The organism is Microbispora sp. H13382, from assembly GCF_014161445.1.
Taxonomy (GTDB): domain Bacteria; phylum Actinomycetota; class Actinomycetes; order Streptosporangiales; family Streptosporangiaceae; genus Microbispora.
Map to the genome: position 1 here is coordinate 133,664 of NZ_JABBXA010000007.1, position 22,586 is coordinate 156,249.

Annotated in this window: 21 protein-coding genes; 9 read left to right on the plus strand and 12 right to left on the minus strand. The window is 70.3% G+C overall.

The genetic code is table 11. From position 1 onward, the window contains the following. Positions 1–59 precede the first annotated feature (59 nt). The gene (locus HHX41_RS16485; RefSeq protein WP_182906651.1) at positions 60–2,231 is read right to left on the minus strand and encodes an esterase family protein; all 2,172 of its coding nucleotides are present in this window, start codon (positions 2,229–2,231) and stop codon (positions 60–62) included. Between the two features lie 699 nt (positions 2,232–2,930). On the opposite strand from HHX41_RS16485, the gene HHX41_RS16490 reads away from it, so the two are divergent. Next, positions 2,931–3,299: a nuclear transport factor 2 family protein gene (locus HHX41_RS16490; RefSeq protein WP_182906652.1), complete on the plus strand. Its 369-nt coding sequence runs from the start codon at positions 2,931–2,933 to the stop codon at positions 3,297–3,299. Between the two features lie 317 nt (positions 3,300–3,616). Beyond that, positions 3,617–4,237: a LysE family translocator gene (locus HHX41_RS16495; RefSeq protein ID WP_182906653.1), complete on the plus strand. Its 621-nt coding sequence runs from the start codon at positions 3,617–3,619 to the stop codon at positions 4,235–4,237. Here the strand turns inward: HHX41_RS16495 and HHX41_RS16500 are convergent. The 3 genes from HHX41_RS16500 to HHX41_RS42320 all read right to left on the minus strand — a co-directional run bounded on the left by HHX41_RS16500 (position 4,203) and on the right by HHX41_RS42320 (position 7,775). Further along, positions 4,203–5,684, minus strand: coding sequence for an amino acid permease (locus HHX41_RS16500; RefSeq protein WP_310742017.1), 1,482 nt, complete (start codon positions 5,682–5,684; stop codon positions 4,203–4,205). The genes HHX41_RS16495 and HHX41_RS16500 overlap by 35 nt on opposite strands. 66 nt (positions 5,685–5,750) lie before the next feature. Then, on the minus strand, positions 5,751–7,664 hold the full coding sequence (gene dxs, locus HHX41_RS16505; RefSeq protein ID WP_182906654.1) for a 1-deoxy-D-xylulose-5-phosphate synthase: 1,914 nt from the start codon (positions 7,662–7,664) through the stop codon (positions 5,751–5,753). A 36-nt stretch (positions 7,665–7,700) separates the two neighbouring features. Continuing rightward, positions 7,701–7,775 (minus strand): hypothetical protein, encoded by a 75-nt coding sequence (locus tag HHX41_RS42320; RefSeq protein ID WP_396703460.1) that lies wholly within the window; start codon positions 7,773–7,775, stop codon positions 7,701–7,703. Positions 7,776–7,900: 125 nt separating this feature from the next. Here HHX41_RS42320 and HHX41_RS16510 point away from each other — a divergent pair, with 125 nt between their 5' ends. Beyond that, entirely contained in the window at positions 7,901–8,713 is an 813-nt protein-coding gene (locus HHX41_RS16510; RefSeq protein WP_182906655.1) for a neutral zinc metallopeptidase, read from the plus strand. Here the strand turns inward: HHX41_RS16510 and HHX41_RS16515 are convergent. The 5 genes from HHX41_RS16515 to HHX41_RS16535 form a co-directional block, all read right to left on the minus strand. Next, positions 8,710–9,912: an ROK family transcriptional regulator gene (locus HHX41_RS16515; RefSeq protein ID WP_169980740.1), complete on the minus strand. Its 1,203-nt coding sequence runs from the start codon at positions 9,910–9,912 to the stop codon at positions 8,710–8,712. The genes HHX41_RS16510 and HHX41_RS16515 overlap by 4 nt on opposite strands. A 93-nt stretch (positions 9,913–10,005) precedes the next feature. Then, positions 10,006–11,253, minus strand: coding sequence for a sugar ABC transporter permease (locus HHX41_RS16520; RefSeq protein WP_182906656.1), 1,248 nt, complete (start codon positions 11,251–11,253; stop codon positions 10,006–10,008). Further along, on the minus strand, positions 11,250–12,026 hold the full coding sequence (locus HHX41_RS16525; protein WP_169980220.1) for an ATP-binding cassette domain-containing protein: 777 nt from the start codon (positions 12,024–12,026) through the stop codon (positions 11,250–11,252). Before HHX41_RS16525 ends, HHX41_RS16520 begins: the two co-directional genes overlap by 4 nt. Before the next feature lie 190 nt (positions 12,027–12,216). Beyond that, a complete protein-coding gene (locus tag HHX41_RS16530; protein ID WP_169980218.1) occupies positions 12,217–13,338 on the minus strand; it encodes a sugar ABC transporter substrate-binding protein in 1,122 nt (373 codons plus the stop codon). Between the two features lie 385 nt (positions 13,339–13,723). Further along, positions 13,724–14,449, minus strand: a complete 726-nt coding sequence (locus HHX41_RS16535; RefSeq protein ID WP_220504118.1) for a sulfite exporter TauE/SafE family protein — start codon at positions 14,447–14,449, stop codon at positions 13,724–13,726. Between the two features lie 176 nt (positions 14,450–14,625). Between HHX41_RS16535 and HHX41_RS16540 the strand changes: the two genes are divergently transcribed. Beyond that, positions 14,626–14,940, plus strand: coding sequence for a hypothetical protein (locus HHX41_RS16540; RefSeq protein WP_182906657.1), 315 nt, complete (start codon positions 14,626–14,628; stop codon positions 14,938–14,940). Between the two features lie 28 nt (positions 14,941–14,968). Next, on the plus strand, positions 14,969–15,256 hold the full coding sequence (locus tag HHX41_RS16545; protein ID WP_220504119.1) for a type II toxin-antitoxin system PemK/MazF family toxin: 288 nt from the start codon (positions 14,969–14,971) through the stop codon (positions 15,254–15,256). A gap of 161 nt (positions 15,257–15,417) precedes the next feature. On the opposite strand, the gene HHX41_RS16550 is transcribed toward HHX41_RS16545, so the two are convergent. Together HHX41_RS16550 and HHX41_RS16555 are read right to left on the minus strand one after the other, a co-directional pair. Further along, positions 15,418–18,192 carry an aconitate hydratase gene (locus HHX41_RS16550; RefSeq protein ID WP_182906658.1) on the minus strand — a complete coding sequence of 925 codons (2,775 nt, stop codon included), beginning with the start codon at positions 18,190–18,192 and terminating at the stop codon, positions 15,418–15,420. Positions 18,193–18,425: 233 nt separating this feature from the next. Continuing rightward, the gene (locus HHX41_RS16555) at positions 18,426–19,145 is read right to left on the minus strand and encodes a metal-dependent hydrolase (protein WP_259401019.1); all 720 of its coding nucleotides are present in this window, start codon (positions 19,143–19,145) and stop codon (positions 18,426–18,428) included. 324 nt (positions 19,146–19,469) lie between these two features. Between HHX41_RS16555 and HHX41_RS16560 the strand changes: the two genes are divergently transcribed. The 4 genes from HHX41_RS16560 to HHX41_RS16570 all read left to right on the plus strand — a co-directional run bounded on the left by HHX41_RS16560 (position 19,470) and on the right by HHX41_RS16570 (position 21,935). Further along, positions 19,470–20,198: a PadR family transcriptional regulator gene (locus HHX41_RS16560; protein WP_169980208.1), complete on the plus strand. Its 729-nt coding sequence runs from the start codon at positions 19,470–19,472 to the stop codon at positions 20,196–20,198. A 2-nt stretch (positions 20,199–20,200) separates the two neighbouring features. Continuing rightward, on the plus strand, positions 20,201–20,935 hold the full coding sequence (locus HHX41_RS16565) for a DUF1707 domain-containing protein (RefSeq protein WP_182906660.1): 735 nt from the start codon (positions 20,201–20,203) through the stop codon (positions 20,933–20,935). Positions 20,936–21,073: 138 nt separating this feature from the next. Then, positions 21,074–21,199, plus strand: coding sequence for a hypothetical protein (locus tag HHX41_RS40635; RefSeq protein WP_259401020.1), 126 nt, complete (start codon positions 21,074–21,076; stop codon positions 21,197–21,199). A gap of 106 nt (positions 21,200–21,305) precedes the next feature. Next, positions 21,306–21,935, plus strand: a complete 630-nt coding sequence (locus HHX41_RS16570) for a DUF6879 family protein (protein ID WP_182906661.1) — start codon at positions 21,306–21,308, stop codon at positions 21,933–21,935. 28 nt (positions 21,936–21,963) lie between these two features. On the opposite strand, the gene mug is transcribed toward HHX41_RS16570, so the two are convergent. After that, positions 21,964–22,503 carry a G/U mismatch-specific DNA glycosylase gene (mug, locus tag HHX41_RS16575; protein WP_182906662.1) on the minus strand — a complete coding sequence of 180 codons (540 nt, stop codon included), beginning with the start codon at positions 22,501–22,503 and terminating at the stop codon, positions 21,964–21,966. Positions 22,504–22,586 lie beyond the last annotated feature (83 nt).

Genomic DNA, 22,586 nt, shown 5'->3' on the forward strand with positions numbered 1-22,586 from the left:
CGCGACAGACCGCCACGACCCTCCCGTGCACGTACGGGAGGGTCGCCGCGAGGACGGGGTCAGCGCTTGAACAGGCGCGGTGCCAGGTCGATGAGGTTCTTCTGCCACACGTCCCAGCCGTGCGGCCCCGGGGTGACCCCGTCGAACTCGTAGCGGATGCCGAGATCGTTGAGCGTGGTCAGGGACCCCATGAAGAACGGCTGCACGAAGTCGGTCTGGTCGCCGACGTACAGGCGCAGCATCTTCGTCCCGTTGTTGATCGCCGCCACGTCCACGCCGGCGCCGTCGCCGAACCAGGCCGAGAACGCCGCGACGTAGGCGAACCGGCCCGGGTACGCCTTGAGCACCCCGAGCGTCTGCACCCCGCCCATCGAGAGACCGGCCAGGGCCTGGCGCGACGGGTCGCCGGAGATGTTGTAGCGGGCGCGGGCCGCCGGGACGATGTTCTCCAGCAGCTCCTTGTTGAAGTCGGGCACGTTGCCGTTGCCCATCACGACCACCATCGGCACCAGCTTCCCGTCGAGGAACTGGTGGTCGAGGATCTGCTTGGCACGGCCCATCTCGACCCAGTCCGTGTAGCTCTGACCGCTGCCGTGCTGCAGGTAGAGGACGGGATACGGCTCCGCGCGCCTGGCGTCGTAGCCGGGCGGGGTCCACACCAGCGCGGTCCGGTCCTGGTTCGCCACCGTGCTCGCGTACGTCAGGCTCTCGACCTTCCCGCCCCGGCCGGCCGGAACATCCGAGAGCAGGCGTGACCTCTCGCCCGGGATGAAGAAGGAGCTCCAGTTCGGCTCGGAGGTCACCTTCGTCGGGTTCGACGCGTCCTTGACCGCGACCCGGTCCACGATCCACTGGTAGTAGTAGAACCACGGATCCAGCGGACCGATGGTCACCCGCCACCGGTCGCCGTCGCGGGACATCGGAACGCGCAGCCAGCTCCCGCCGGGAGCGTCGTTCGCCCACACCGTGACGTGCTTGGCGTCCTTGAAGTCCGTCGAGGTCTCGAAGGTGACGAAGCCGTCCTGCACGAACGGCGTCGGGGTGGTGCCGGGCGCCGGCGGGGTGAACTCGCCCTTCAGCGGCCCGTGACCGGCGCTCGGACCGTGATCCCGCACCGTGCGGAACAGCCGGGGCACGAAGTCGATCAGATTCTCCTGCCAGGCCTTCCAGTTCGCCCCGGCGTCGGGGTTGACCCCGTCGAACTCGTACCTGATGCCCGCGCGGCTCAACGCCCTCGTGAGGTGGACGGTGGCGTTGTACGCGGGATCGGTCACGTTCCCGGTGTACAGGCGCAGCAGCTTGAGGTCGCGGTTGATCGCCTTGGCGTCCGGCCGGTCGGCGCCGTCCGTCAGCAGACCCGAGAACGAGCCGGCGTAGGCGAAGTCGTTCGGCTTGGTCAGCGCGGCACGCAGCGCCTGCGTCCCGCCCTCGGACACACCGGCGATCGCCTGGTGCGCCGGGTCGCGGAGGACGCGGTAGGCGTCCCCGACCGCCTTGCGGAGGTCCTTCAGATCCTTGTCGCCGGCCGCCCCGTCGCCGATTACGACCACCATCGGCTCCATGGAGCCCTGGGCCGACAGGTTGTCGAGGATCTGCCTGGCACGACCGAGGTCGAGCCAGTCGGTGGCGCTCTGCCCGTCGCCCGCCTGCAGGAACAGCACCGGGTAACCCTTCGGCCCCTTGGCCTGGTAGCCGGGCGGCGTCCACACCAGCGCCGAGCGCTCCTTCTTCTTGACCTGGTAGGTCAGGGTCTCGACCTTGCCGCCCTGTCCCTGCGGCGCGTCCGCCAGCAGGCGCGCCGAGTCACCCGGAACGAGGAAGGTGCTCCACAGGGGCTTGGACGCCACACTGGTGGCGTTCGTCGGATCCTTGAGGCTCTTGGTGTCGTCGCCCGTGACCTGGTAGGAGTACAGCCCCGGCTTGAGCGGGCCGAGGGCCCCCCACCAGACGTCGCCCCGGCGGGTCAGGCCGTACTCCGCCCAGGCGGAGGAGGGGCCGAAGTTCCCCTCGACCGCCAGCTGCGACACCGGGCCCGCGTTGGCCTCGATGTAGGCCGCCGGGATGCTGATCGCCACGTAGCCGTCGTCCGAAACACTCAGCCACGGTGTGTCCGCCACCGCTGGTCGCGGCGCGACCAGAATCGCCGCGACCGCCATGACTCCGGCGGTGATCACCGCCGAGAGCCGGCGCACGCCCTTGCGGCGCAGGCCGCCGTGCTGGAATAACGTCATACCGAAACTCCCATGATGGCCGCAGCGGTCGGTCTGACCCACCGACCTTACTCGTCGGTAGAATGCGCAACCGATTCTGTGACCGTCCATCCGTCGGCACAGGCGCATTCGCTCTCTATTAGTCGCGAGCAATATCGGTCGCGATTCCAACGAGTCAAGTTAATTGATAAGGTCCCGATACACAAGCCTGCTTCGCCCCGACCGGCCAGGACACGGCCGTTGCGCCGGCACCGCCTCGGAGCATGCCGCATCCACGGGAGCCCGGCGGACACGGCACCGATTGGACGCAGGGGTGACCTCCCACATGTCCGCCGCCCGGGCAGCGGACGGCGCCGGGCGGCCGCTGCACGGGAAGTGAAACGGACGGCAGCGGAGCGCTGTCCCCGCCGGAGACGCGACCGGTGCCGACCGCGGCGAACGGTTGCCGCTGCTTGACCGGCGTCTCTGACACCGCCGGAACGGCAGCTCATTCAGAAGACGCCGTTTCCCGGAGACGGCGATCCGGTCGCCCCTCGTCGCACGGCCTCCACCCCGGCAGCGTGCGGTCACCTGAACGCGAATTCGTTCTCTTCGCGGCGGCTCGCGCTGTTCGCACCGCCGGGTTAACCATCCCCCAATAGCGCGCAAGTCGCATACTCTTCCGCGATCGGGTAAGCGGCCCTTCGTGTCAAAGTTCGCGACGACGAGAAGAGGCCGGACATGGAAAGGACACAAGACGAGCTGATCGCCCTGGAAACAGCGGGCTGGGCAGCGCTTTCCTCCACCCCCGAGGCCGCCACCGAGTTCTACGAGCAGGTCCTCGACCGTACCGTCGTCATGCTCCTGCCCGGCGGCATGGTGCTCGACGACCGAGCGGCGATCGTGAAGTCGATGGCGGGGCAGCCATGGTCCTCCCACGAACTCCAGGACGCGCGAGTGGTGCACCTCACCGACGACACCGGGCTGGTCACGTACGGCGTCGTCGCCGAACGGGACGGCGATTCCGCGTACTCGGCGCTGATGAGCAGCCTTTACGTGCGCAGGCAGGACGGCTGGAAGCTCGCCTTCCACCAGCAGACCCCGCATTGAGGCCCACACGAGCACCGGCGCCTGTTCCGGACCGTAGTGCGCGCCGACCTCGTCCAGGTGCCGCCTCGACGACGCGCAGGCGGCGTCGTAGTCCGCGCGCAGGCCGAAGGCGAGCCGGTTCAGCGCGGGGCTGGCGGCGGCCTGCCCGGACTTGACCACGAGTACCTCGGAGAAGCCGAGCACCGACACGGTGACCTTCAGGTCCACGCCCGGCAGCACCTCGGCATACGTCGCGGCTCCCTCAGGGCGCCGGCCGCGTCCCCCCGCTGTCCGACCGGCGATACCCTCTCGTGCGGACGAAACGGGAGGTTACGGGCGTGACGGAACTACTGATGGGGCTCAGCCTCGGCCTGGGGGCGGGTGTCACACCCGGGGCGCTGCTGACCCTCGTCATCACGGCCAGCCTGCGCGGCGGGTTCCGCGCGGGGGTGCGCCTGGCCTGCGTGCCGCTGCTGTCCGATCTTCCCGTGGTGCTGCTCGCCGTGACGGCCGTCGGGGCGCTGCCGCAGGTGCTCCTGCGCGTCCTGGCGGTCGGGGGTGGGCTCTACGTCGTGTACCTCGGCGTGGAGACGCTGCGCGAGGCCCGTACGGCCCTGCTGCCCCGGCCGGGCGATGCGGCGCCCTCCTCGGCCGGGGAGGTCCTGCGCGGCGTCGTGGTGAACCTGCTCAACCCGCACCCCTGGCTGTTCTGGATCGCCGTGGGCTCCCCGATCTTCGTCTCCGCGTGGGACCACGCCCCGGCGTACGCGCTGGCCTTCGTGGGTGGCTTCTACCTGGTCCTGGTGGGGTCCAAGGTGGTGCTCGCGGGGGCCGTGGGGGCCGGCCGGCACCGGCTGACCGCCCGCGGCTACCGCCTGCTGCTGGGCGCGAGCGGCGTGCTGCTGGCCGCCGTCGGCGTCGTGCTCACCGTCCGAGGACTGCTTCCCCGGGCGTTGTAGTCGCCACCCTGCTGCGACGGTGGCCGTACAGGAAGTAGACGACCGCGCCGACGGCCATCCAGACGAGGAACCGGATCCAGGTCTCCACGGGCAGGTTGAGCATCAGGTAGGCGGATGCCAGCACCGACAGGATCGGCACCAGCGGCACCAGCGGCGTACGGAAGGAGCGGGGCAGGTCGGGGCGGGTCCTGCGCAGGATCACCACCGCCACCGCGACGATCACGAACGCGAACAGCGTGCCGATGTTCACCAGCTCCGCGATGGCGCTCAGCGGGATCAGCGCCGCGAGCAGCGCGGTGACCGCGCCGATGACGATCGTGATCCGGTACGGCGTGCGGAACACGGGGTGGACCTGGGCGAGGGAGCGGGGCATCAGGTTGTCGCGGCACATCGCGAACAGCACGCGGCTCTGGCCGAGCATGAGGATCATCACGACCGTGGTGAGCCCGGCGATGGCGCCGATGCTGATCAGCGTCGCCATCCAGGGCTGGCCCACCGCCCGGAACGCGTCGGCGAGCGGGGCCGACGCGCTGAGCTCGGAGTAGTGCTGCATGCCGACGACCACGAGCGAGACCGCCACGTAGAGGATCGTGCACACGACGAGCGAGGCGATGATCCCGATCGGCAGGTCGCGCTGGGGGCGGCGGGTCTCCTCGGCCGCGGTCGCCACGACGTCGAACCCGATGTAGGCGAAGAACACCAGGGCGGCGGCCGTGAAGACGCCGAAGACGCCGTACGCGACCGGCTGCACACCGAACAGCACCTGGATGAGCGGCGCCTTCATGCCCTCGGTCGCGGGCATCGCCTGGGCCGGCGGGATGAACGGCCGGTAGTTGGCTCCCTTGACGAAGAACAGCCCGGCGACGATCACGAGCAGCACCACGGCCATCTTGACCGCCACCATGGCGCCGTTGAACCGGGCCGACATCTTGATCCCGGCCACCAGCACCCCGGTCAGCAGGATCACGATCAGCGCCGCCGGGATGTTGAAGACGGCCTCGTCGCCGGCGATGGACGGCGGCAGGTAGACGCCGAAGTTCTTCAGCAGCGACGCGAAGTAGCCCGACCAGCCCGAGGCGACCACCGCCGCGCCCAGGGCGAGCTCCAGCATCAGGTCCCAGCCGATGATCCAGGCGGGAAACTCGCCGATCGTGGCGTACGCGTAGGTGTAGGCCGAGCCGGCGACCGGCACCGTGGCGGCGAACTCGGCGTAACACAGGGCCGCGAGCGCACACACGACCCCGGCGACCACGAAGGAGATCGCGACGGCCGGTCCGGCCGTGTTGCGCGCCGCCACGCCGGTCAGCACGAAGATCCCGGTGCCCACGATGACGCCGACGCCGAAGACGGTCAGGTCGAGAGCGCTCAGACTGCGCCTGAGCCGATGCTCGCCGCCTTCGGCATCCTCAATCGACTGTTCTACCGGCTTCGTCCGGAACACGCTCATCCGCAGGCTCCTCGTCATGTCGATGACCTGCAAGCTTCCCGGTCACACCGGTATTACTCCTGGTTGTCAATCGGTGGGCTGCACCAGCCGCGCCGGATGGCTCTCCATCACCGGCGACCGGCGTGCCACGGCCTCGGTGATCTGACGGGCGAGGTCCTGCCCGGTCAACCCGATCTCGGAGAGGATCTTGGCCCGCTTGGCGTGGTCGAGGAAACGCTGCGGGATGCCGTAGGTGCGCATCGGCACGTCCACGTCGGCGTCGCGCAGCAGGCGCGCGACGGCGTCGCCCACGCCGCCGACCCGGCCGTTGTCCTCCACCACGACGACCAGCTTGTGCGCCGCGGCGGCCAGCACCAGGGCCCGGTCCAGCGGCTTCACCCAGCGGGGGTCCACCACGGTGGCCGAGATGCCCTGCGCGTCGAGGAGGCCCGCGGCCTCCAGGCAGATCTCGGCCATCGGGCCGACCGCGACCAGCAGCACGTCGGCGTCGCCGGCCCGCAGGACGTCCATCTCGCCGAGCTTGCCGACGGCCTCCACGTCCTGCGGCAGGGCGCCCTTGGGGTAGCGGACCACCGACGGGCCGTCGTCGATGCGGACCGCCTCGGCCAGCAGCTCGCGCAGCCGCGCGCCGTCGCGCGGGACGGCGATCGACAGCCCGGGGATCACCTGCAGGATCGACAGGTCCCACATGCCGTTGTGGCTGGGGCCGTCGTCTCCCGTCACGCCCGAGCGGTCGAGCACGACGGTGACCGGCAGGCGGTGCAGCGCCACGTCCATCAGGAGCTGGTCGAAGGCCCGGTTGAGGAACGTCGCGTAGAGGGCCACGACCGGGTGGACGCCGCCGAGGGCGAGCCCCGCGGCGCTGGTCAGGGCGTGCTGCTCGGCGATGCCCACGTCGTAGATGCGGTCCGGGTAGGCCTCGGCGAACGCGGCCAGGCCGACCGGGTGGAGCATCGCCGCCGTGATCGCGACGACGTCGTCCCGCTCGCCCCCGATCTTCACGATCTCCTCGCTGAACACGTTGGTCCAGCTGTGCGGCTTGGGCCGCTCCTCACCCGTCAGCGGGTCGAACGGGCCGGGGCCGTGGAAGCAGTCCTCGTCGTGGTTCTCCGCGTGGGTGTAGCCGTTGCCCTTGCGGGTCAGCACGTGGACGATGACGGGCCCGCGGAAGCCCCGGGCGCGGCGCAGGGCGGCCTCCACGGCCCCCTCGTCGTGCCCGTCGATCGGGCCGACGTACTTCAGCCCGAGGTCCTCGAACATGACCTGGGGGGTCACGATGTCCTTCAGGCCCTTCTTGATGCCGTGCAACGTGTCGTAGAGCGGCGCGCCGACCACCGGAACCCTGGCGAGGTTGTTCTTCACCAGTTCGAGCACGTGCTCGTAGCCCTGGGTCATCCGCAGGGACGACAGGTGGGAGGCCAGACCGCCGATCGTCGGCGAGTAGGAGCGGCCGTTGTCGTTGACCACGATGATCAGCGGCAGGTCCTTGCGCCCGGCGATGTTGTTCAGCGCCTCCCAGGCCATGCCGCCGGTCAGCGCGCCGTCGCCGATCACGGCCACCACCGTGCGGCCGGTCTCCCCGCGCAGCGTGATCGCCTTGGCCAGCCCGTCGGCGTACGACAGGGCGGTGGAGGCGTGGGAGTTCTCGATCACGTCGTGCTCGGACTCGGCCTGGCTGGGATATCCCGACAGGCCGCCCTCCTGGCGCAGCGTGCCGAACTGCCCGGCCCGCCCGGTCAGCATCTTGTGCACGTACGCCTGGTGGCCGGTGTCGAACAGGATCGGGTCGCGCGGCGAGTCGAAGACCCTGTGGAGGGCGATGCTCAGCTCGACGACGCCCAGGTTGGGCCCGAGGTGGCCGCCGGTCTTCGCGACGGAGGAAACCAGCAGATCGCGGATCTCCGCCGCCAGCGCGGGCAACTCCCCCGCCTCAAGGCGCTTCACGTCGAGCGGGTCCTTGATCGTCTCCAGAATCCCCACCGCGCATCCTTCCGCTCGCCATCGAACGGATCGAGTCTAGTTCCAGGCAGGCCTGGAGGTATCAGGGGTGGCACCGAACCTCCACAAGACCTTTCCCGTGACGACATCGATTCCGCTTTACCCGTTGCCGCCTCCTGCCCTACCCTCATGATCCACGTGGGGAAAGTCCGTATTACTGCGCCTTCGGGCTCCTCGCCACATTCCTGACTCTCTCTGTCCGCTTGGGATGCCCACTCATGATTCGCATAAGCCTCCGCCCGGCGGCCGTCGCGGCCACGGCGGTGGCCGGAGTCCTGTCCCTCACCGGCACCGCGGGGGCGTCCGGCGCGACGGCGGCGCCGACCACGTCCTCGGCGCGGCCCATGCCCACGGGGCCCGGGGCGCTGACGAGGAACCCGCTCTACACCACCGGCGAGTTCGAGTTCTTCGAGTGCACCGAGCTGAGCCGCAGGCCCGGCGACATCGACACCTACCGGGTCTACCTGGACAACCTGCTCGACTGCCTCAACCGGACCTGGACCGAGGAGTTCCGGCAGGCCGGGCTGAAGTTCTCCCCGCCCAAGGTGCGTTACATCACCAAGAGCGTGGCGACGGGCTGCGGCAAGTACCCGGCCGGCTACGCGGCGGGCCTGTACTGCCCCAGGAACGGCACGATGTGGATCCTGCTGTCCAAGGGACAGCTGTCCGACCCCAACGAGTTCAGCCTCTTCACGGTCATCGCCCACGAGTACGGCCACTACGCGCAGGACCGCGCCGGCATCCTGCTCGAGTTCGCCCGGCAGTACCCCAGGCTGAGCAAGAAGCGCATCGGCGACCTCAACCGCCGCATCGAGCTGCAGGCCGAGTGCTTCTCCGGCGCCTTCATCGGCAGCGTCTGGCGCTCGCTCGGCCGTGACCAGGTCGACTGGGACGACCAGCTCAAGTGGATCATCGGCGACAAGTGGCACGGCAAGGCGGCCAGCATCCGCTACTGGCTCAAGCGCGGCTGGTACGGCAACGGCCCGAAGGTGTGCAACACCTTCTCCGCCCCCGCGGCGAAGACGGCCTAGGGAGCGACCCGGGACAGCGCTTCGAGGGGGTCGGCGAGCACCTGGGCGAAGGCCAGCTCGGCGGCCCCCATCAGGGTCGCGTCGTCGCCCAGGGCCGAGGTGCGCAGCCGCACCTGCTCCCGCGTCGCGCGCAGGGTGCCGGTCGCGATCCGGCTGCGCACCTGGGCGGCCGAGCCCAGGTAGATCTCCCGCAGGATGCCGCCGAAGACGACCATCTCGGGATTGAAGATGTTCACCAGGCTGGCCACGCCGAGCCCGAGCCAGTTCCCCACGCGGGCGAGGGCCTCCTGGGCCATCACGTCGCCGCGGTCGGCGGCGTCGACGACGGCGCGGACCGCGTCCCGCCCGATGATCTCGCCGTACCGGCCGGCGTGCTGCATGAGGGCGGGCTCCCCCACCTCGGCCTCCAGGCAGCCGCGCGAGCCGCAGGCGCAGGGGCGGCCGTCCGGGTTGACCACCATGTGGCCCACCTCGCCGCCGTACCCGCCGTACCCCCCGAGGAGCTGGCCGTTCACGATGATCCCGCCGCCGATCCCCACGTCGGCGTGCAGGTAGATCAGGTCGCGGCAGCCCGCGCCGATCCCGCGGGTGTGCTCGGCGAGCGCGCCGAGGTTGGCCTCGTTGCCCACCGCCACCGGCAGCCCGAGCGCGAGCCGCCTGGTCAGCTCCTCCCCCAGCGGCACCTCGAACGCGCCGATGTTGGGCCCGATCCTGACCACGCCGTCGGAGGCCCGGACCACGCCGGAGACCGCCGCGGCCGCGCCGACGCAGATCGTGTCCTCACGCGTCTTGCGCCGCATCTGCCGGGCGAAGCCCGCCAGCGTCCCCACGACCTGCGCCATGTCGAACGGCTGGCGCGCCCGTGCGGTCTCGCGGCGGTCGAGGATCACGCCGCCGAGGCCGATGCGCGCGGCGGCCAGCCGGTCGACCCCCACCTCGAAGGCGAGCACGTAGACGCGGGCCGTCTCCGGGCGGACGACCAGCGACGGCCGTCCCGCCCGGCCGGTGTCCTTGGGCAGTTCCTCCCTGACGAGACCGGCCGCCGTGAGGTCCGCCGTGAGCGCCATGATGGTGCTGCGGTTCAGCCCCATCAGCGCGGTCAGCTCGGCCCGCGAGGTCGGCCCGCCCAGGTGGACGTGCCGCAGGAGCGTCCCGAGATTGTGCTTGCGGATCTCCTCCTGTGAGGGACCGGCGCGCATCATCGGGGCAGCCTCGCGGATTCCGTGGGGGGCGGTCAGGGGGGACGTGAGAGAGCTCAGGGGGCGCAGATCACCTTAGCGGCCCCGATCACGTCATCTTCTGCCGGTCGCCGCCGCACGCTTCCTTGACAGCGCGTCCACGCCCGCGGCGAGCAGGAGCACCGATCCGGTCACGACGAACTTGACGCCGGCGCTGTAGCCCATGAGGCCCATGCCGTTCTCGATGACCGCGACCACCGCGCCGCCGAGCACCGCGTCGAGCGCCCGGCCCTTGCCGCCGAAGAGGCTGGTGCCGCCGATGACGGCCGCGCCCACCGCGAACAACAGCACGTTGCTGCCGCCGGTGTTGGGGTCGACCGAGTTGGCCCGCGACGCCGCGATGATGCCGCCGATCGAGGCCATGAAGGAGCAGATCACGAACGCGGAGATGCGGATGCGGTCCACGTTGATGCCGGCCCGGCGGGCGGCCTCGGCGTTGCCGCCGACCGCGTAGATGTGCCGGCCGTACCCCGTGCGCCGCAGCACGAAGGTCCAGACGATCAGCAGGATCACGATCAGCGGGACGACGATCGGCACGCCCTTGAGCGACACGATCGCCGCGTTGCGGCTGCGCTCCAGGTTGAGCACGTACACCGCGAACCCGGCGACCACGGCGAGCGTCACGATCCGGGCGGCGATCACCGCGACCGGGGTGGCGACCAGGCCGCGGGACACGCGGCGGCGCGCCTGCAGGAACTGCAGGGCGGCGTACGCGGCGACGCCCACGACCAGCGCCGCCCAGCCGGCGACCGGGGGGACGTTCTTGTTCGCGATCGCGAGGATCGTCTCGTCGCGGATCGAGATGTTGGTGCCGTCCTTCACCAGCAGCAGCACGACGCCCTGGAAGGCCAGGAACGCCGCCAGCGTGACCACGAAGGACGGGATGCCGAGCTTGGCCACCAGGGACCCGAGGACCATGCCGATGACGGCGCCGGTGATCATCGCGGCCAGGACCGCGAGATACCAGGGCCAGCCCTGCAGGGTCAGCAGCACGGCGAGCACCGCCGCGCAGACGCCGCTCGCGAAGCCGGCGGACAGGTCGATCTCGCCGAGGAGGAGCACGAAGATCAGGCCCATGGCGATGACGGCGACCGCCGCGCCCTGGGTGAACAGGTTCGCGAAGTTGACCGCCGACAGGAACGCCGGGCGCAGTACGGAGAAGACCACGCAGAGGATGACGAGGCCGAAGACCGCGGGCAGCGCCCCCAGCTCACCGCCCTTGACCCGGTCGATGTAGCCCTTGACGTGCACGCCGATCGAGGAGTCGGCGTTCTCCTGCTTGGGGAGCGTTTCGGTTGTCATGATGCCGCTCCGTTGCCGTTCCTGAGCCCGAGCTCCCCGCTCCGCCCGGAGGTGATGAGTTCCACGACCTGCGAGTGGGTCACCTCGGAGGCCTTCACCTGGGCCGCCATCCGTCCCAGGTACAGCGCCGCGATCCGGTCGGAAACGGCGAAGACGTCGTTCATGTTGTGCGAGATGAGCACCACCGCGAGGCCCTTGTCGGCCAGGCGGCGGACCAGCTCGAGCACCTGGGCGGTCTGCGCCACGCCGAGGGCGGCGGTCGGCTCGTCGAGGATGACGACCTTGCTGTTCCACAGCACGGCCTTGGCGATCGCCACGGTCTGCCGCTGGCCGCCGGACAGGCTGGAGACGTGCTGGCGCAGCGACTTGACGGTGCGGACCGACAGGCCGGCCAGGGTCTTGGCCGCCATCTCCTCCATCGTGTCCTCGTCCAGGACCAGCCCGCTGCGGCGCTCGCGGCCGAGGAACATGTTCTGCACGATGTCGAGGTTGTCGCAGAGCGCGAGGTCCTGGTAGACGATCTCGACGCCCAGCGCCGCCGCGTCCCTGGGCCCGTGCACCTGGACCCGCTCGCCCTCGAAGAAGTACTCGCCCGAGTCGATCGGGTGGATGCCGCCGATGCATTTGACCAGCGTCGACTTGCCGGCGCCGTTGTCGCCGACCAGTGCTGTCACCTCGCCCGGATAGGCCGAGAAGGCGACGTCGTGAAGGACCTGCACGGGGCCGAAGCTCTTGTTGATGCCGCGCAGTTCCAGGATCGGTCCCTGGGACACGTTGGGCTACTCCGTAGATCGATGGGGCCGGTACGGCGCCGTTGTCCGGGCCGCCAATCGTCGCTCCGGGCGGTGCGGGGCGCCCTGTGCCCTTTCGGGACAGGGCGCCCCGCACGGTGCTCGTCGCGGCTCAGCACGTCACCCGCTCAGGGGGTCCGCGTCGCCGTACGCACCCGGTGGATGGATGGGCTTAGCTGATGCCGGCCTCGGTGCACTTGTCGGCGAACTCGCCGGTGCACAGCTCGTCCTTGCTCACGAAGCCGTCGGCCACGACGTCCTTGACGTTGTCGAAGAAGATGGCCTGGGGCTCCAGCAGCACGGAGGGGACGTCACGGTTGCCCTCGGTGTCCTTGACGGTGCCGCTCGCCTGCGGCTGCTCGCCCTTGGCCAGCGAGACCGCGAGCTGCGCGGCGGCGTCGGCCTCCTTCTTGATGGCCTTGTAGACCGTCATGCACTGGTCGCCGGCGAGGATGTTCTGCAGGCCCTGCACGGTGGCGTCCTGGCCGGTGACCGGGACCTTGCCGTTCAGCTTCTGCTTCTTCAGCACGGAGATGGCGGCGTTGCCGAGGCCGTCGTTGGCGGCGAGGACACCGGCGATCTTCGGCTCCTGGGTCAGCATCTGCTCGAAGATCGTGCCGGCCTGGGTGTTGTCCCAGTCGGGAACCGACTGGTCCGGGCCCTTCTTGTACTCACCGGCGTCGTACTTCGGCTGCAGCACGCCGTCGTAGCCCTGCTTGAACAGCGTGGCGTTGTTGTCGGTCGGCGAGCCGTTCAGCTCGGCGACGATCGGCTTGTCGGCCTTCTTGTCGGTCAGGCACTTGACCAGGCCCTCGCCCTGCAGCTTGCCGACCGCCGTGTTGTCGAAGGACACGTAGTAGGAGGCGCTGCCGCCGAGCGTGAGGCGGTCGTAGTCGATCGTCGCCACGCCCTGCGACTTGGCCTTGTCCAGCACGGCCTTGCCGGTGCCGCTGTCCAGGTTGACGATCATCAGGACGGTCGCGCCGTTGGTGATCATCTGGTCGGCGATCGTCTGGAACGCCGTCTTGTCGCCCTGGGCGTTCTGGATGTCGTACTGGACGCCCGCCGTCTTGAAGGCCTCTTCGAGGTACTTGCGGTCGGCGGTCTCCCACCGGGCGGAGGACTTGCTGTCCGGCAGGATGACGCCGATCTTGCCGGGCTTGGCGTCGCCGGCGGCGGCCGAGGGGGCGCCGCTGGTCTCCGCCGAGGTGTCACCGCTCTCGCCCCCGCAGGCGGTGAGACCGAGGGTGAGCGCCGCGGCGGCGGCGCCGATGCTGAGGATCCCCTTGCGCATGATGCGTGGGTCCTTTCTTTGGCTGGGGGTCTATGAGGGGGTGCGGCCGAGCCAGTGCCTCGTCCCGCCGTCTGGGCGAATGCTGCCGGTCAAGGCACTCTGGCCACCCGGTACGGCAGGAGCCGGGTCACGGCGTTCACCGCTCCAGGGAATGTTGTTTGAGACAACGTAAGCCCAAAGCCCAGGTGGTGAAAGACACAGGACGGTAACGTTTGTTGTCCGCGGTAACAATGAAGAAACGCACGATCAACATCGGGCGGCGTTCCGTCCCGACAGGCTCGACAGCGTCAGCGAGGCCATGAGCCGCACGGTCACCGTCAGGGACGGGCGGATCGGCGCTGCGGGTCGAGCGCCTGCGCGAGTCGTCCACCTGAAGGCTCACGACCTAGTGGGCGAGGCTCTGCCCCAGCAGGGCGCAGGCGGAGACGGCGGCCACCGCCAGGACCGCGGTGCGGACCCGTCCGCCGTCGAGATAGCGGCGCAGCGGTCCCGACACCGCGAACCCGAGCAGGACGAAGGGCACCAGCGCCGCCCCCGCGGCCAGCGCGCGCCCCGGGAGCCTGTCGAGGGCGGCGAGGATGACGAGCGACTGGGCGGCGCTCAGGCAGAAGTACGTCGCCAGCGTCGCGCGGATCTGCGGGCCGCGGGCGCTCTGGTAGACCAGGGCGATCGGCGGGCCGCCGATCCCGGTGGCCGTGCCGGTGATCCCCGACAGGAAGCCCGCGACGGTCAGCGTCGCGCCGTTGCGCGGCACGCAGACCGCCCGGGCCGTCAGCGCCACCGCGACCAGCACCATCACGCCGACCAGCGCGCCGAGCGCCGCCGTACTCACGTAGACGACCACGAGGGCGCCGATCGCGCTGCCCGGCAGCCGGCCCAGCAGGGCGAACCCGGCCCCCCGCCACTCGGTCCTGCGCCACTCCCGGGCCAGCGTGAACACCGGCATCGCGAGGTTGACGACCTGGACCGCCCCCGGCATCACCGAGGGATCGAGCAGCGCGATCAGCGGTGCGGCCACCAGGCCCAGCCCGAACCCCACGCCGCCCTGCACGACGGCCCCGATGAAGACGGCCACTCCCCCGATGAGCAGCAGCACCACGTCGTGATCCATGCGCGGACCCTAGCGGCGTCGCCCGGCGTCCCGGCAACCGGTTATCCGGGGCCAGGAACTCGGACAATCACCGTCAGTAAGTGGAATATGTTGCGATGGTAATCAGACAGTCCGTAAGCTCGGCGGCGGCGACATCGCCGTAGCGCTTTTTGTAGACAGGATCGTAGCCTCGCGGTATGGGCAGCGAGCAACGCCACACGACGATCCGGGTCAGCACTCTTACTCGCGACAAGGTCGCGGCAATCGCCAAGCAGGAAGGCAGACCCATGACAGCAGTGATCGACGACGCCGTCGCGGAATACGAGCACAAGAAGTTCTGGGAGGAGATGCGAGCAGCGGTCGAGCGGACCCAGCGAGAGGACCCCGAGGGCTGGGCCGATTACCTGGCGGAGACAGCCGTCTTCGATCGCGCCGCTCCAGACGGTCTCGAGCCGGAGGACTGGTCCTCCCACCTGCCCCCGAAGGAGCATGATGCGGATAACACGCGGTGACCTCTGGCTGGCCGACTACGGTCAACCGATGGGCCGAGAGCAGGGCGGGCCGAGGCCGACGGTGGTGATGAGCGGCCGCGCGGTCAACGACGTGCGGATGGGTCTCGTGTTCAGCGTGCCGCTCACCACCACTGAGCGTGGCTGGCCCAGCCATGTCGAGGTCCCCCCGGGCACGGGTCTGGAGAAGCAGAGCTGGGCGATGGTGGAGCAGTTCCGCGCCATCTCCGTGCAGCGGCTGACCAGGAGGATCGGCTGGGTGGAGGAGCCGACGCTGGAGAAGATGCGCGTCATCCTGAGCCACCTCATCAGGCCGTAGGCGAGCCGCTTGGAGCATCTCCCTATGCCCGGAGGACGCGAGCACGAGCTCCTCGAGCCGTGCCGCGAGGACTCAGGTCCTTCTACGGGCCACGCTTCCGGCCTCAGCGCGGTGCCGGCCCGGGCCGGCAGGTTGACTGCCGGCCCGGGCCGCCCAAGGTGTCAGCTCTTGGCGAGCAGGGAGCGCAGGACGTACTGCATGATGCCGCCGTGGCGGTAGTAGTCCGCCTCACCGGGCGTGTCGAGGCGCACGACGGCCTGGAACTCGACGTCCCCGGCACGGACGGTGACCGTGGCGGGAGTCGAGCCGCTGTTGAGCTCCTCGATGCCGGCGATGTCGAAGGTCTCCTCGCCGGTCAGGCCCAGCGAGTCGGCGCTCTCGCCCTCGGGGAACTGCAGCGGCAGCACGCCCATGCCGATCAGGTTCGACCGGTGGATGCGCTCGTACGACTCGGCGATGACGGCGCGCACGCCGAGCAGCGCGGTGCCCTTGGCCGCCCAGTCACGCGACGACCCGGAGCCGTACTCCTTGCCGGCCAGGACGACCAGCGGGATGCCGGCGGCCTGGTAGTTCTGCGACGCGTCGTAGATGAACGCCTGCTCCCCGCCCTCGGTGAAGTCGCGGGTGTAGCCGCCCTCCACGCCGTCGAGCAGCAGGTTGCGCAGCCGGATGTTGGCGAACGTGCCGCGGATCATCACCTCGTGGTTGCCGCGGCGGGAGCCGTAGGAGTTGAAGTCCCTGACCTCGACCCCGTGCTCGCGCAGGTAGCGACCGGCCGGGGTGTCGGCCTTGATCGAGCCCGCGGGCGAGATGTGGTCGGTCGTGACCGAGTCGCCCAGCTTGGCCAGGACGCGGGCGCCGCTGATGTCCGTCACCGGCTCGGGCTTGGCGGGCATGCCGTCGAAGTACGGCGCCTTGCGGACGTACGTCGACTCCGGGTCCCACTCGAAGGTGTCGCCGGTCGGGATCGGCAGCGACCGCCAGCGCTCGTCGCCCTTGAACACGTCCGCGTAGTCACGCTTGAACATGTCCTGGCTGATCGACTCCGACACCACCGCCGCGACCTCCTCGGGCGACGGCCAGATGTCCTTGAGGAAGACCGGCTGCCCGTCGGTGCCGACGCCGAGCGGCTCGTTGTTCAGGTCGACGTCCATCGTCCCGGCCAGCGCGTAGGCCACCACGAGCGGCGGCGAGGCCAGGTAGTTCATCTTGACGTCGGGGTTGATCCGGCCCTCGAAGTTGCGGTTGCCCGACAGCACGGCCGTGACCGCGAGGTCGTTCTCCTGGATCGCCGCGGAGATCTCCGGCTCCAGCGGGCCCGAGTTGCCGATGCAGGTGGTGCAGCCGTAGCCGACGAGGTTGAAGCCGAGCTTGTCGAGGTACGGCTGGAGGCCGGACCGCTCGAAGTAGCCGGTGACCACCTGGCTGCCCGGGGCGAGCGAGGTCTTCACCCACGGCTTGCGCGACAGGCCCTTGTCCACCGCGTTCTTCGCCAGCAGGGCCGCGCCGAGCATGACGTACGGGTTCGAGGTGTTCGTGCAGGAGGTGATCGCGGCGATCGTGACGACGCCGTGGTCGATCTCGAAGGACGTGCCGTCCGACAGCGTCACCGGCGTGGGCCGGTGCGGGCGCTCGCCGTTGCGCCGCACCGCGTGCGGCACGTCGCCCGCCCCGCTGTGGGCGATCGCCGGAGAGTCCGAGGCCGGGAAGGACTCGGCCGACGCCTCGTCGGCCGGACCCTCGATGCCGTCGTCGGTGACGTAGGTGCGCACCGCCGCGCGCCAGGCCGACTTGGCGTCGGCCAGCGGGATGCGGTCCTGCGGGCGCTTCGGCCCGGCGATCGACGGGACGACGGTCGACAGGTCGAGCTCGATGTACTCACTGAAGACGGGCTCGGGGGCCGAGGGGTCGAGCCACAGGCCCTGCTCCTTGGCGTACGCCTCGACCAGCGCGACCTGCTCCGGAGAGCGGCCGGTGAGCTTGAGGTAGTCGATGGTCTGGCCGTCGATCGGGAAGATGGCGCAGGTGGAGCCGAACTCGGGGCTCATGTTGCCGATCGTGGCGCGGTTGGCCAGCGGCACGCTGGAGACGCCCTCGCCGTAGAACTCCACGAACTTGCCGACCACGCCGTGCTTGCGCAGCATCTCGGTGATCGTGAGCACGAGGTCGGTCGCGGTCGCGCCGGCCGGCAGCTTGCCGGTCAGCTTGAAGCCGACCACCCGAGGGATCAGCATCGAGATCGGCTGGCCGAGCATGGCGGCCTCGGCCTCGATGCCGCCGACGCCCCAGCCGAGGACGCCGATGCCGTTCTCCATCGTGGTGTGGGAGTCGGTGCCCACGCAGGTGTCCGGGTACGCCTTGCCGTCGCGGGTCATGACCACGCGGGCCAGGTGCTCGATGTTGACCTGGTGGACGATGCCGGTGCCGGGCGGGACGACCTTGAACTCGTCGAACGCCGTCTGGCCCCAGCGCAGGAACTGGTAGCGCTCGCGGTTGCGCTCGTACTCCCGCTCGACGTTGCGCTGGAAGGAGTCGGGGTGCCCGAAGAAGTCCACGATGACCGAGTGGTCGATGACCATCTCGGCCGGCGCGAGCGGGTTGATCCTCGCCGGGTCGCCGCCCAGGTCGCGTACGGCCTCGCGCATCGTGGCGAGGTCGACCACGCAGGGTACGCCGGTGAAGTCCTGCATGATCACGCGGGCGGGCGTGAATTGGATCTCCACACTCGGCTGGGAGTTCGGGTCCCAGCCCGCGATGGCGCGGATGTGGTCGGCGGTGATGTTCGCGCCGTCCTCGGTGCGGAGCAGGTTCTCCAGCAGGATCTTCAGGCTGTACGGGAGGCGCGCCGACCCCTCGACGGCGTCCAGCCGGTAGATCTCGTATGACGCGTCACCGACGCGCAGCGTGTCACGGCTGCCGAAGCTGTTCGCGGACACGAAGTTCGCCTCCCCAGGGTTACGGGCTTGTCACAGGTTTCGTGTGCATCCTCCCGCACGCACGGGACACTCCTGACAATTAGGTTGCCCTAACCTGTGCGGCTCGGCGGATGTCTCGACATCAAGATATCCCTCAAGATATCTCGACATCAAGTTACTCACAGGTAGGAAGATCGCCGTGCGGTCGACGTCCGCAAATAGCCAGATTTTTCACGGTTCGCCAAGACGATCGCTCAGGCCGGCATCATCCGCAGGCAGAACAGCGCGATCACCACGATCGACAGGGCCGGGCCGAGGAACTGCTTCTCGAACGCCTTGCCGGTCTTGATGCCGATGTCCCACGGCAGGAGCCAGCGCCCCTTGATCGGCCATAAGACGGGACAGCCTCGCTCGGTCAGACAGTCGCCGATCACGTGCACCAGGCAGCCGACCCCGATGGCCAGGCCCAGCCAGGCGTAGGTGACCCCGAGCGTCAGGAACGTGAAGAACAGCGCCGCCGTGAGCCCCACATTCACGATGGCGGAGGTGAGCGTCCTGCCGGGCACGCCGATGCCCACGGCGCGGATCGCGAGGCCGATCATCAGCACGACCAGGATGTCGCGGCCGATGGCGTAGTGCTCCCCGAGCAGGTGCGCGCCCACGCCGGCCAGGACGCTGAACAGCAGCGAGTGTGTGGCGTGCCGGTGCCCGCCGCTGACGAAGTTCACGCCCTTGCTGAGCAGCCAGGTCACCGGTCCGAACGTCTGGGCGATCGTGGCGCTGGGGTGATCGAGATCGGGCAGCATGGCCGCGCCGGCGCACACGACGGCGCCCGCGACGAGCTCGGGCGGGGTCAGGATCGGCCCCGTCAGCGTCGCCAGCTCCGGGTGCCCCACCGCGTCGGGCAGCGCCATCAAGGCCGGCGCGACCGCCAGCCACACCGCCGCTCCGCTGAGGGCGTGCGAGTGCCCCATCATGACAAGATCACGCTTGCAGACTGTACGGCAAAGCACCGACAAAGTCCGCGAAGCGCCCACCGCCCGGGCACGTGTCGCACGCGACGGCGGCCGGAACGACAAAGACGGGATCGTCCCGCTCCAAGAGCACCCCCCAGCCCTCTCAGAGCAGAACGATCCCGTCTTCGTGTGAGATAACGCTACGGTCTCGGAGCCTGTTCCGCCTACTCAAAAAACTTCCGCGTGAGCTACGTCACTCTTACCTAGGCATTGTCGCCAGAACGGTCGCGATATATCGTTGAACCATCGAGAACAGGTCGCAAACCAGAAGGGGGCACTGCGATGAGTTCGGCACACGCGATGGGCGCGCCCTGGGCCCGCCCGGACTGGAGACAGCAGTTCAGACAGGAGATGCGGCGCGCCATGCGCGACAGGCTCATCAAGGGGGCGGCCATGTGGCATCAGGAACAGGGCGGCGGCCCTCACGAGCACCGGCACAGGGGCGGCATGCGGGGGCGCGGCCCATGGGGCGGTTTCGGGCCCGGCGGCCCCTTCGGGCCGTGGGCGGGCGGCAACTTCCCGTTCGGCCCCCGGGGCTTCGGCCGGCCGAGGAAGGCCAAGCGCGGTGACGTACGGGCCGCGATCCTCGCCCTGCTCGCCGAGCAGCCGCGCAACGGCTACCAGATCATCCAGGAGATCGCCGAGCGCAGCCAGGGCGGGTGGAAGCCGAGTCCCGGCGCCGTCTACCCCGCGCTGCAGCAGCTCACCGACGAGGGCCTGGTGCGCGCGGAGGAGACCGAGGGGCGCAAGACGTTCCAGCTCACCGAGGCCGGGCGCACCTACGTGGAGGAGCACGGGGACGAGGTCCGGGCGCCGTGGGAGGAGATGACGCCGGACATCGGAGACGACGTACACGAGCTGTTCGACCTGTCCAGGCAGGCGGCCTCCGCGCTGTTCCAGATCGCCCACTCGGGCTCCGCGGGGCAGGTCGGGCAGGCGAGGCAGGTCCTGACCGAGACCAGGCGGCGGCTCTACCAGATTCTCGCCGACGGCGACCCGGCGGAGGAGTGACGATGGTCTCCCCCGAGGGCTTCCCCGGCCGGCCCGCCGCCGGAGGCGGCGCACACGCATCCCGTGGCGGCGACGCGCCGGGCGGCGCGTCCGCGGGCCACGCCCCGCCGGGCGGTCCGGCGTACGGCGAGCCGCGGACCGGCGGCCTTCGCATCGGGGACAGGGAGCGCGACGAGGTGACGCGGCTCCTGCACGACGCGTTCGCACAGGGCCGCATCACCCGCGAGGAACTCGACGAGCGCCTCGACGCGACGCTCTCGGCCCGCACGGCCGAGGACCTGCGACGGGTGACCGCCGACCTCCCCGGCGCCTGGCCGGACGACCCGCGGCCGGCGGGCGCCCACGACGGCGGCCGCTGGGCCGGGGGCCCGTGGCGCCCGGGCTCCCCCGGCTCCCCCGGGCTGCCGGGCACGGGGTCCGGGCCGTACGGCGGGCCGTGGACGGGGGCCGCCACGTGGGCCGGTGCGTGGGGCCCGCACGCGGGGCCGCCCTGGGCCACGCGTCACCGCCACGGTCCGGCCTGGGGACCGGCCGGGCGGCGGGGCGCCATGATGCGCACGAGGGGCGGCCCCGCGCCGATCGCGCTCGCCGCCGTGGCGATCCTGGTCGTCGGGCTGCTCACCGGGGTCTGGCCGCTGTTCGTGATCGGCAGGCTGTTGCTGGTCGCCTGGCTGGTCACGACCGTGGTGGGTCTGATCCGGCGTCGTCACCACAGGCAGGGCATGGGATACCGGTGAGCGGCGGGGCGTGGCGCCGCCCGGCGCACGCCCCCCGTTGACCGGAATTGGGCCTTGACCCGGGATCGGGAGCGGCCAACGATCGTCATGTCGCCCTCGGGGGAGTGTTTGCGGCCACGCCGACGAACGGAGGGTGAATTGAAGCCGGCCGAGCCAGAACCCGAGGTGGTGCGGGAGACCGAGACTGCGGGGACGAGGCAGATCAGGATCAGGCTGCTGGACGCGGTGGAGACGGCCGTGTGCAGCAACTCGACGGGGAACTGACCCCTACCAGACGTTCGCGGAAGACCCACGCGCGCCACGAATCCAGATCCGGGCCGGAGCCGGGCGCGCTCCGACCAGCGATTCGGCTTCGGCCGAGGGAGGCTCCATGCCCGGAGAAGCGTTCGAGCACGTCAGACAGGCAGCGGGAGAGGTGCTTCCCGCCGCGGAGTACCGGACCGAGCTCTACGGTCACCTGCGCGGGACCGAGGGCGTGGTGTGGAAGCTGGAACGCGCCCAGCACTTCCACGAGCCCGACACCCCGAGCTGGGTCGCGATGACGAGCGGAGACTGGGACCGGTCGCTCGCGCTGATGGACGAGATGCGCTTCGCCGACGACCTGCCGCCCCGGGCGGAGTTGCGCCGGCTGCGGATCGTCGAGATGCCGCCGACGCCGTACCTGCAGTGGGAGATCGTGTTGCTCGCGGCGCGCACCCGGGCGGGCGAGCGGGCGCGGGCGCTGCACGCCCGGTCCGTACGGCCGCTGGAGAGCCGCGCCCCGCTGCCCGAGCTGCTGATCGTGAACCACGGCCTGATGTACGAGATCCTCTACGACGAGATCGGCGCCCACGTGGGCGGACGGCGGATCACCGACACCCGGGTCGTCGAGGGCTGCGCCCGGGCCGTCGCCGAGCTGTACGCCCGCGCCGAGGACATGGTGGCCTTCCACGACCGTGAGGTTGCGCACCTGCCGCCACCGGTCGCCGGACGCATCCTGTCCCGCCCCGGCCACCCGTGACGGCCCCCGCTCCGCACGGCGGCCGCGATCACAGGTGCGCCGTACGGAGACGGCCCATCTCGGCCGCGATCGCCTCCAGCGTCCAGTGGGCGTTGAGCCCGCTGGGGTTGGGCAGCACCCACAGCGCCGTCTCGCCGATCGTCTCCTCCTGCGGGCCGACGCGGGCGGCGGGGCAGGCGAAGGCGACGCGGTAGGCCGACACCCCCGCGACCGCCAGGACGCGGGGGTGGACCTCCGCCACCAGCCGCGCGAGCCGCGCTCCGCCTTCGCGGAACTCCTCCGGGGCCAGTTCGTCGGCCCGGGCGGTCGCCCGGGCCACGACGTTGGTGATGCCGAGGCCGTACGACGGGAGCAGGTGCTGCTCGGACGGCGCGAGCCTGCGCAGCACGAGCCCGGACAGGTGCAGCGCGGGCCAGAACCGGTTGCCCGGCCGCGCGAAGTGATGACCGGTGGCGGCCGAGTAGAGGCTGGGGTTGATCCCGCAGAACAGCACGTCGAGCCCGGGACCGAGCACGTCCTCGATCGTCGCGTTCCTGGCCGCCTCGAGGTCGGCCTTGGTGGGGGCCATGCCGTGATGCTAGTGCCCCTCCCGCCGGCTCCTGGTCGCGTTCCACACGGCACTGGTGCGCAGGTGGTTGTCGTAGAGCTCCC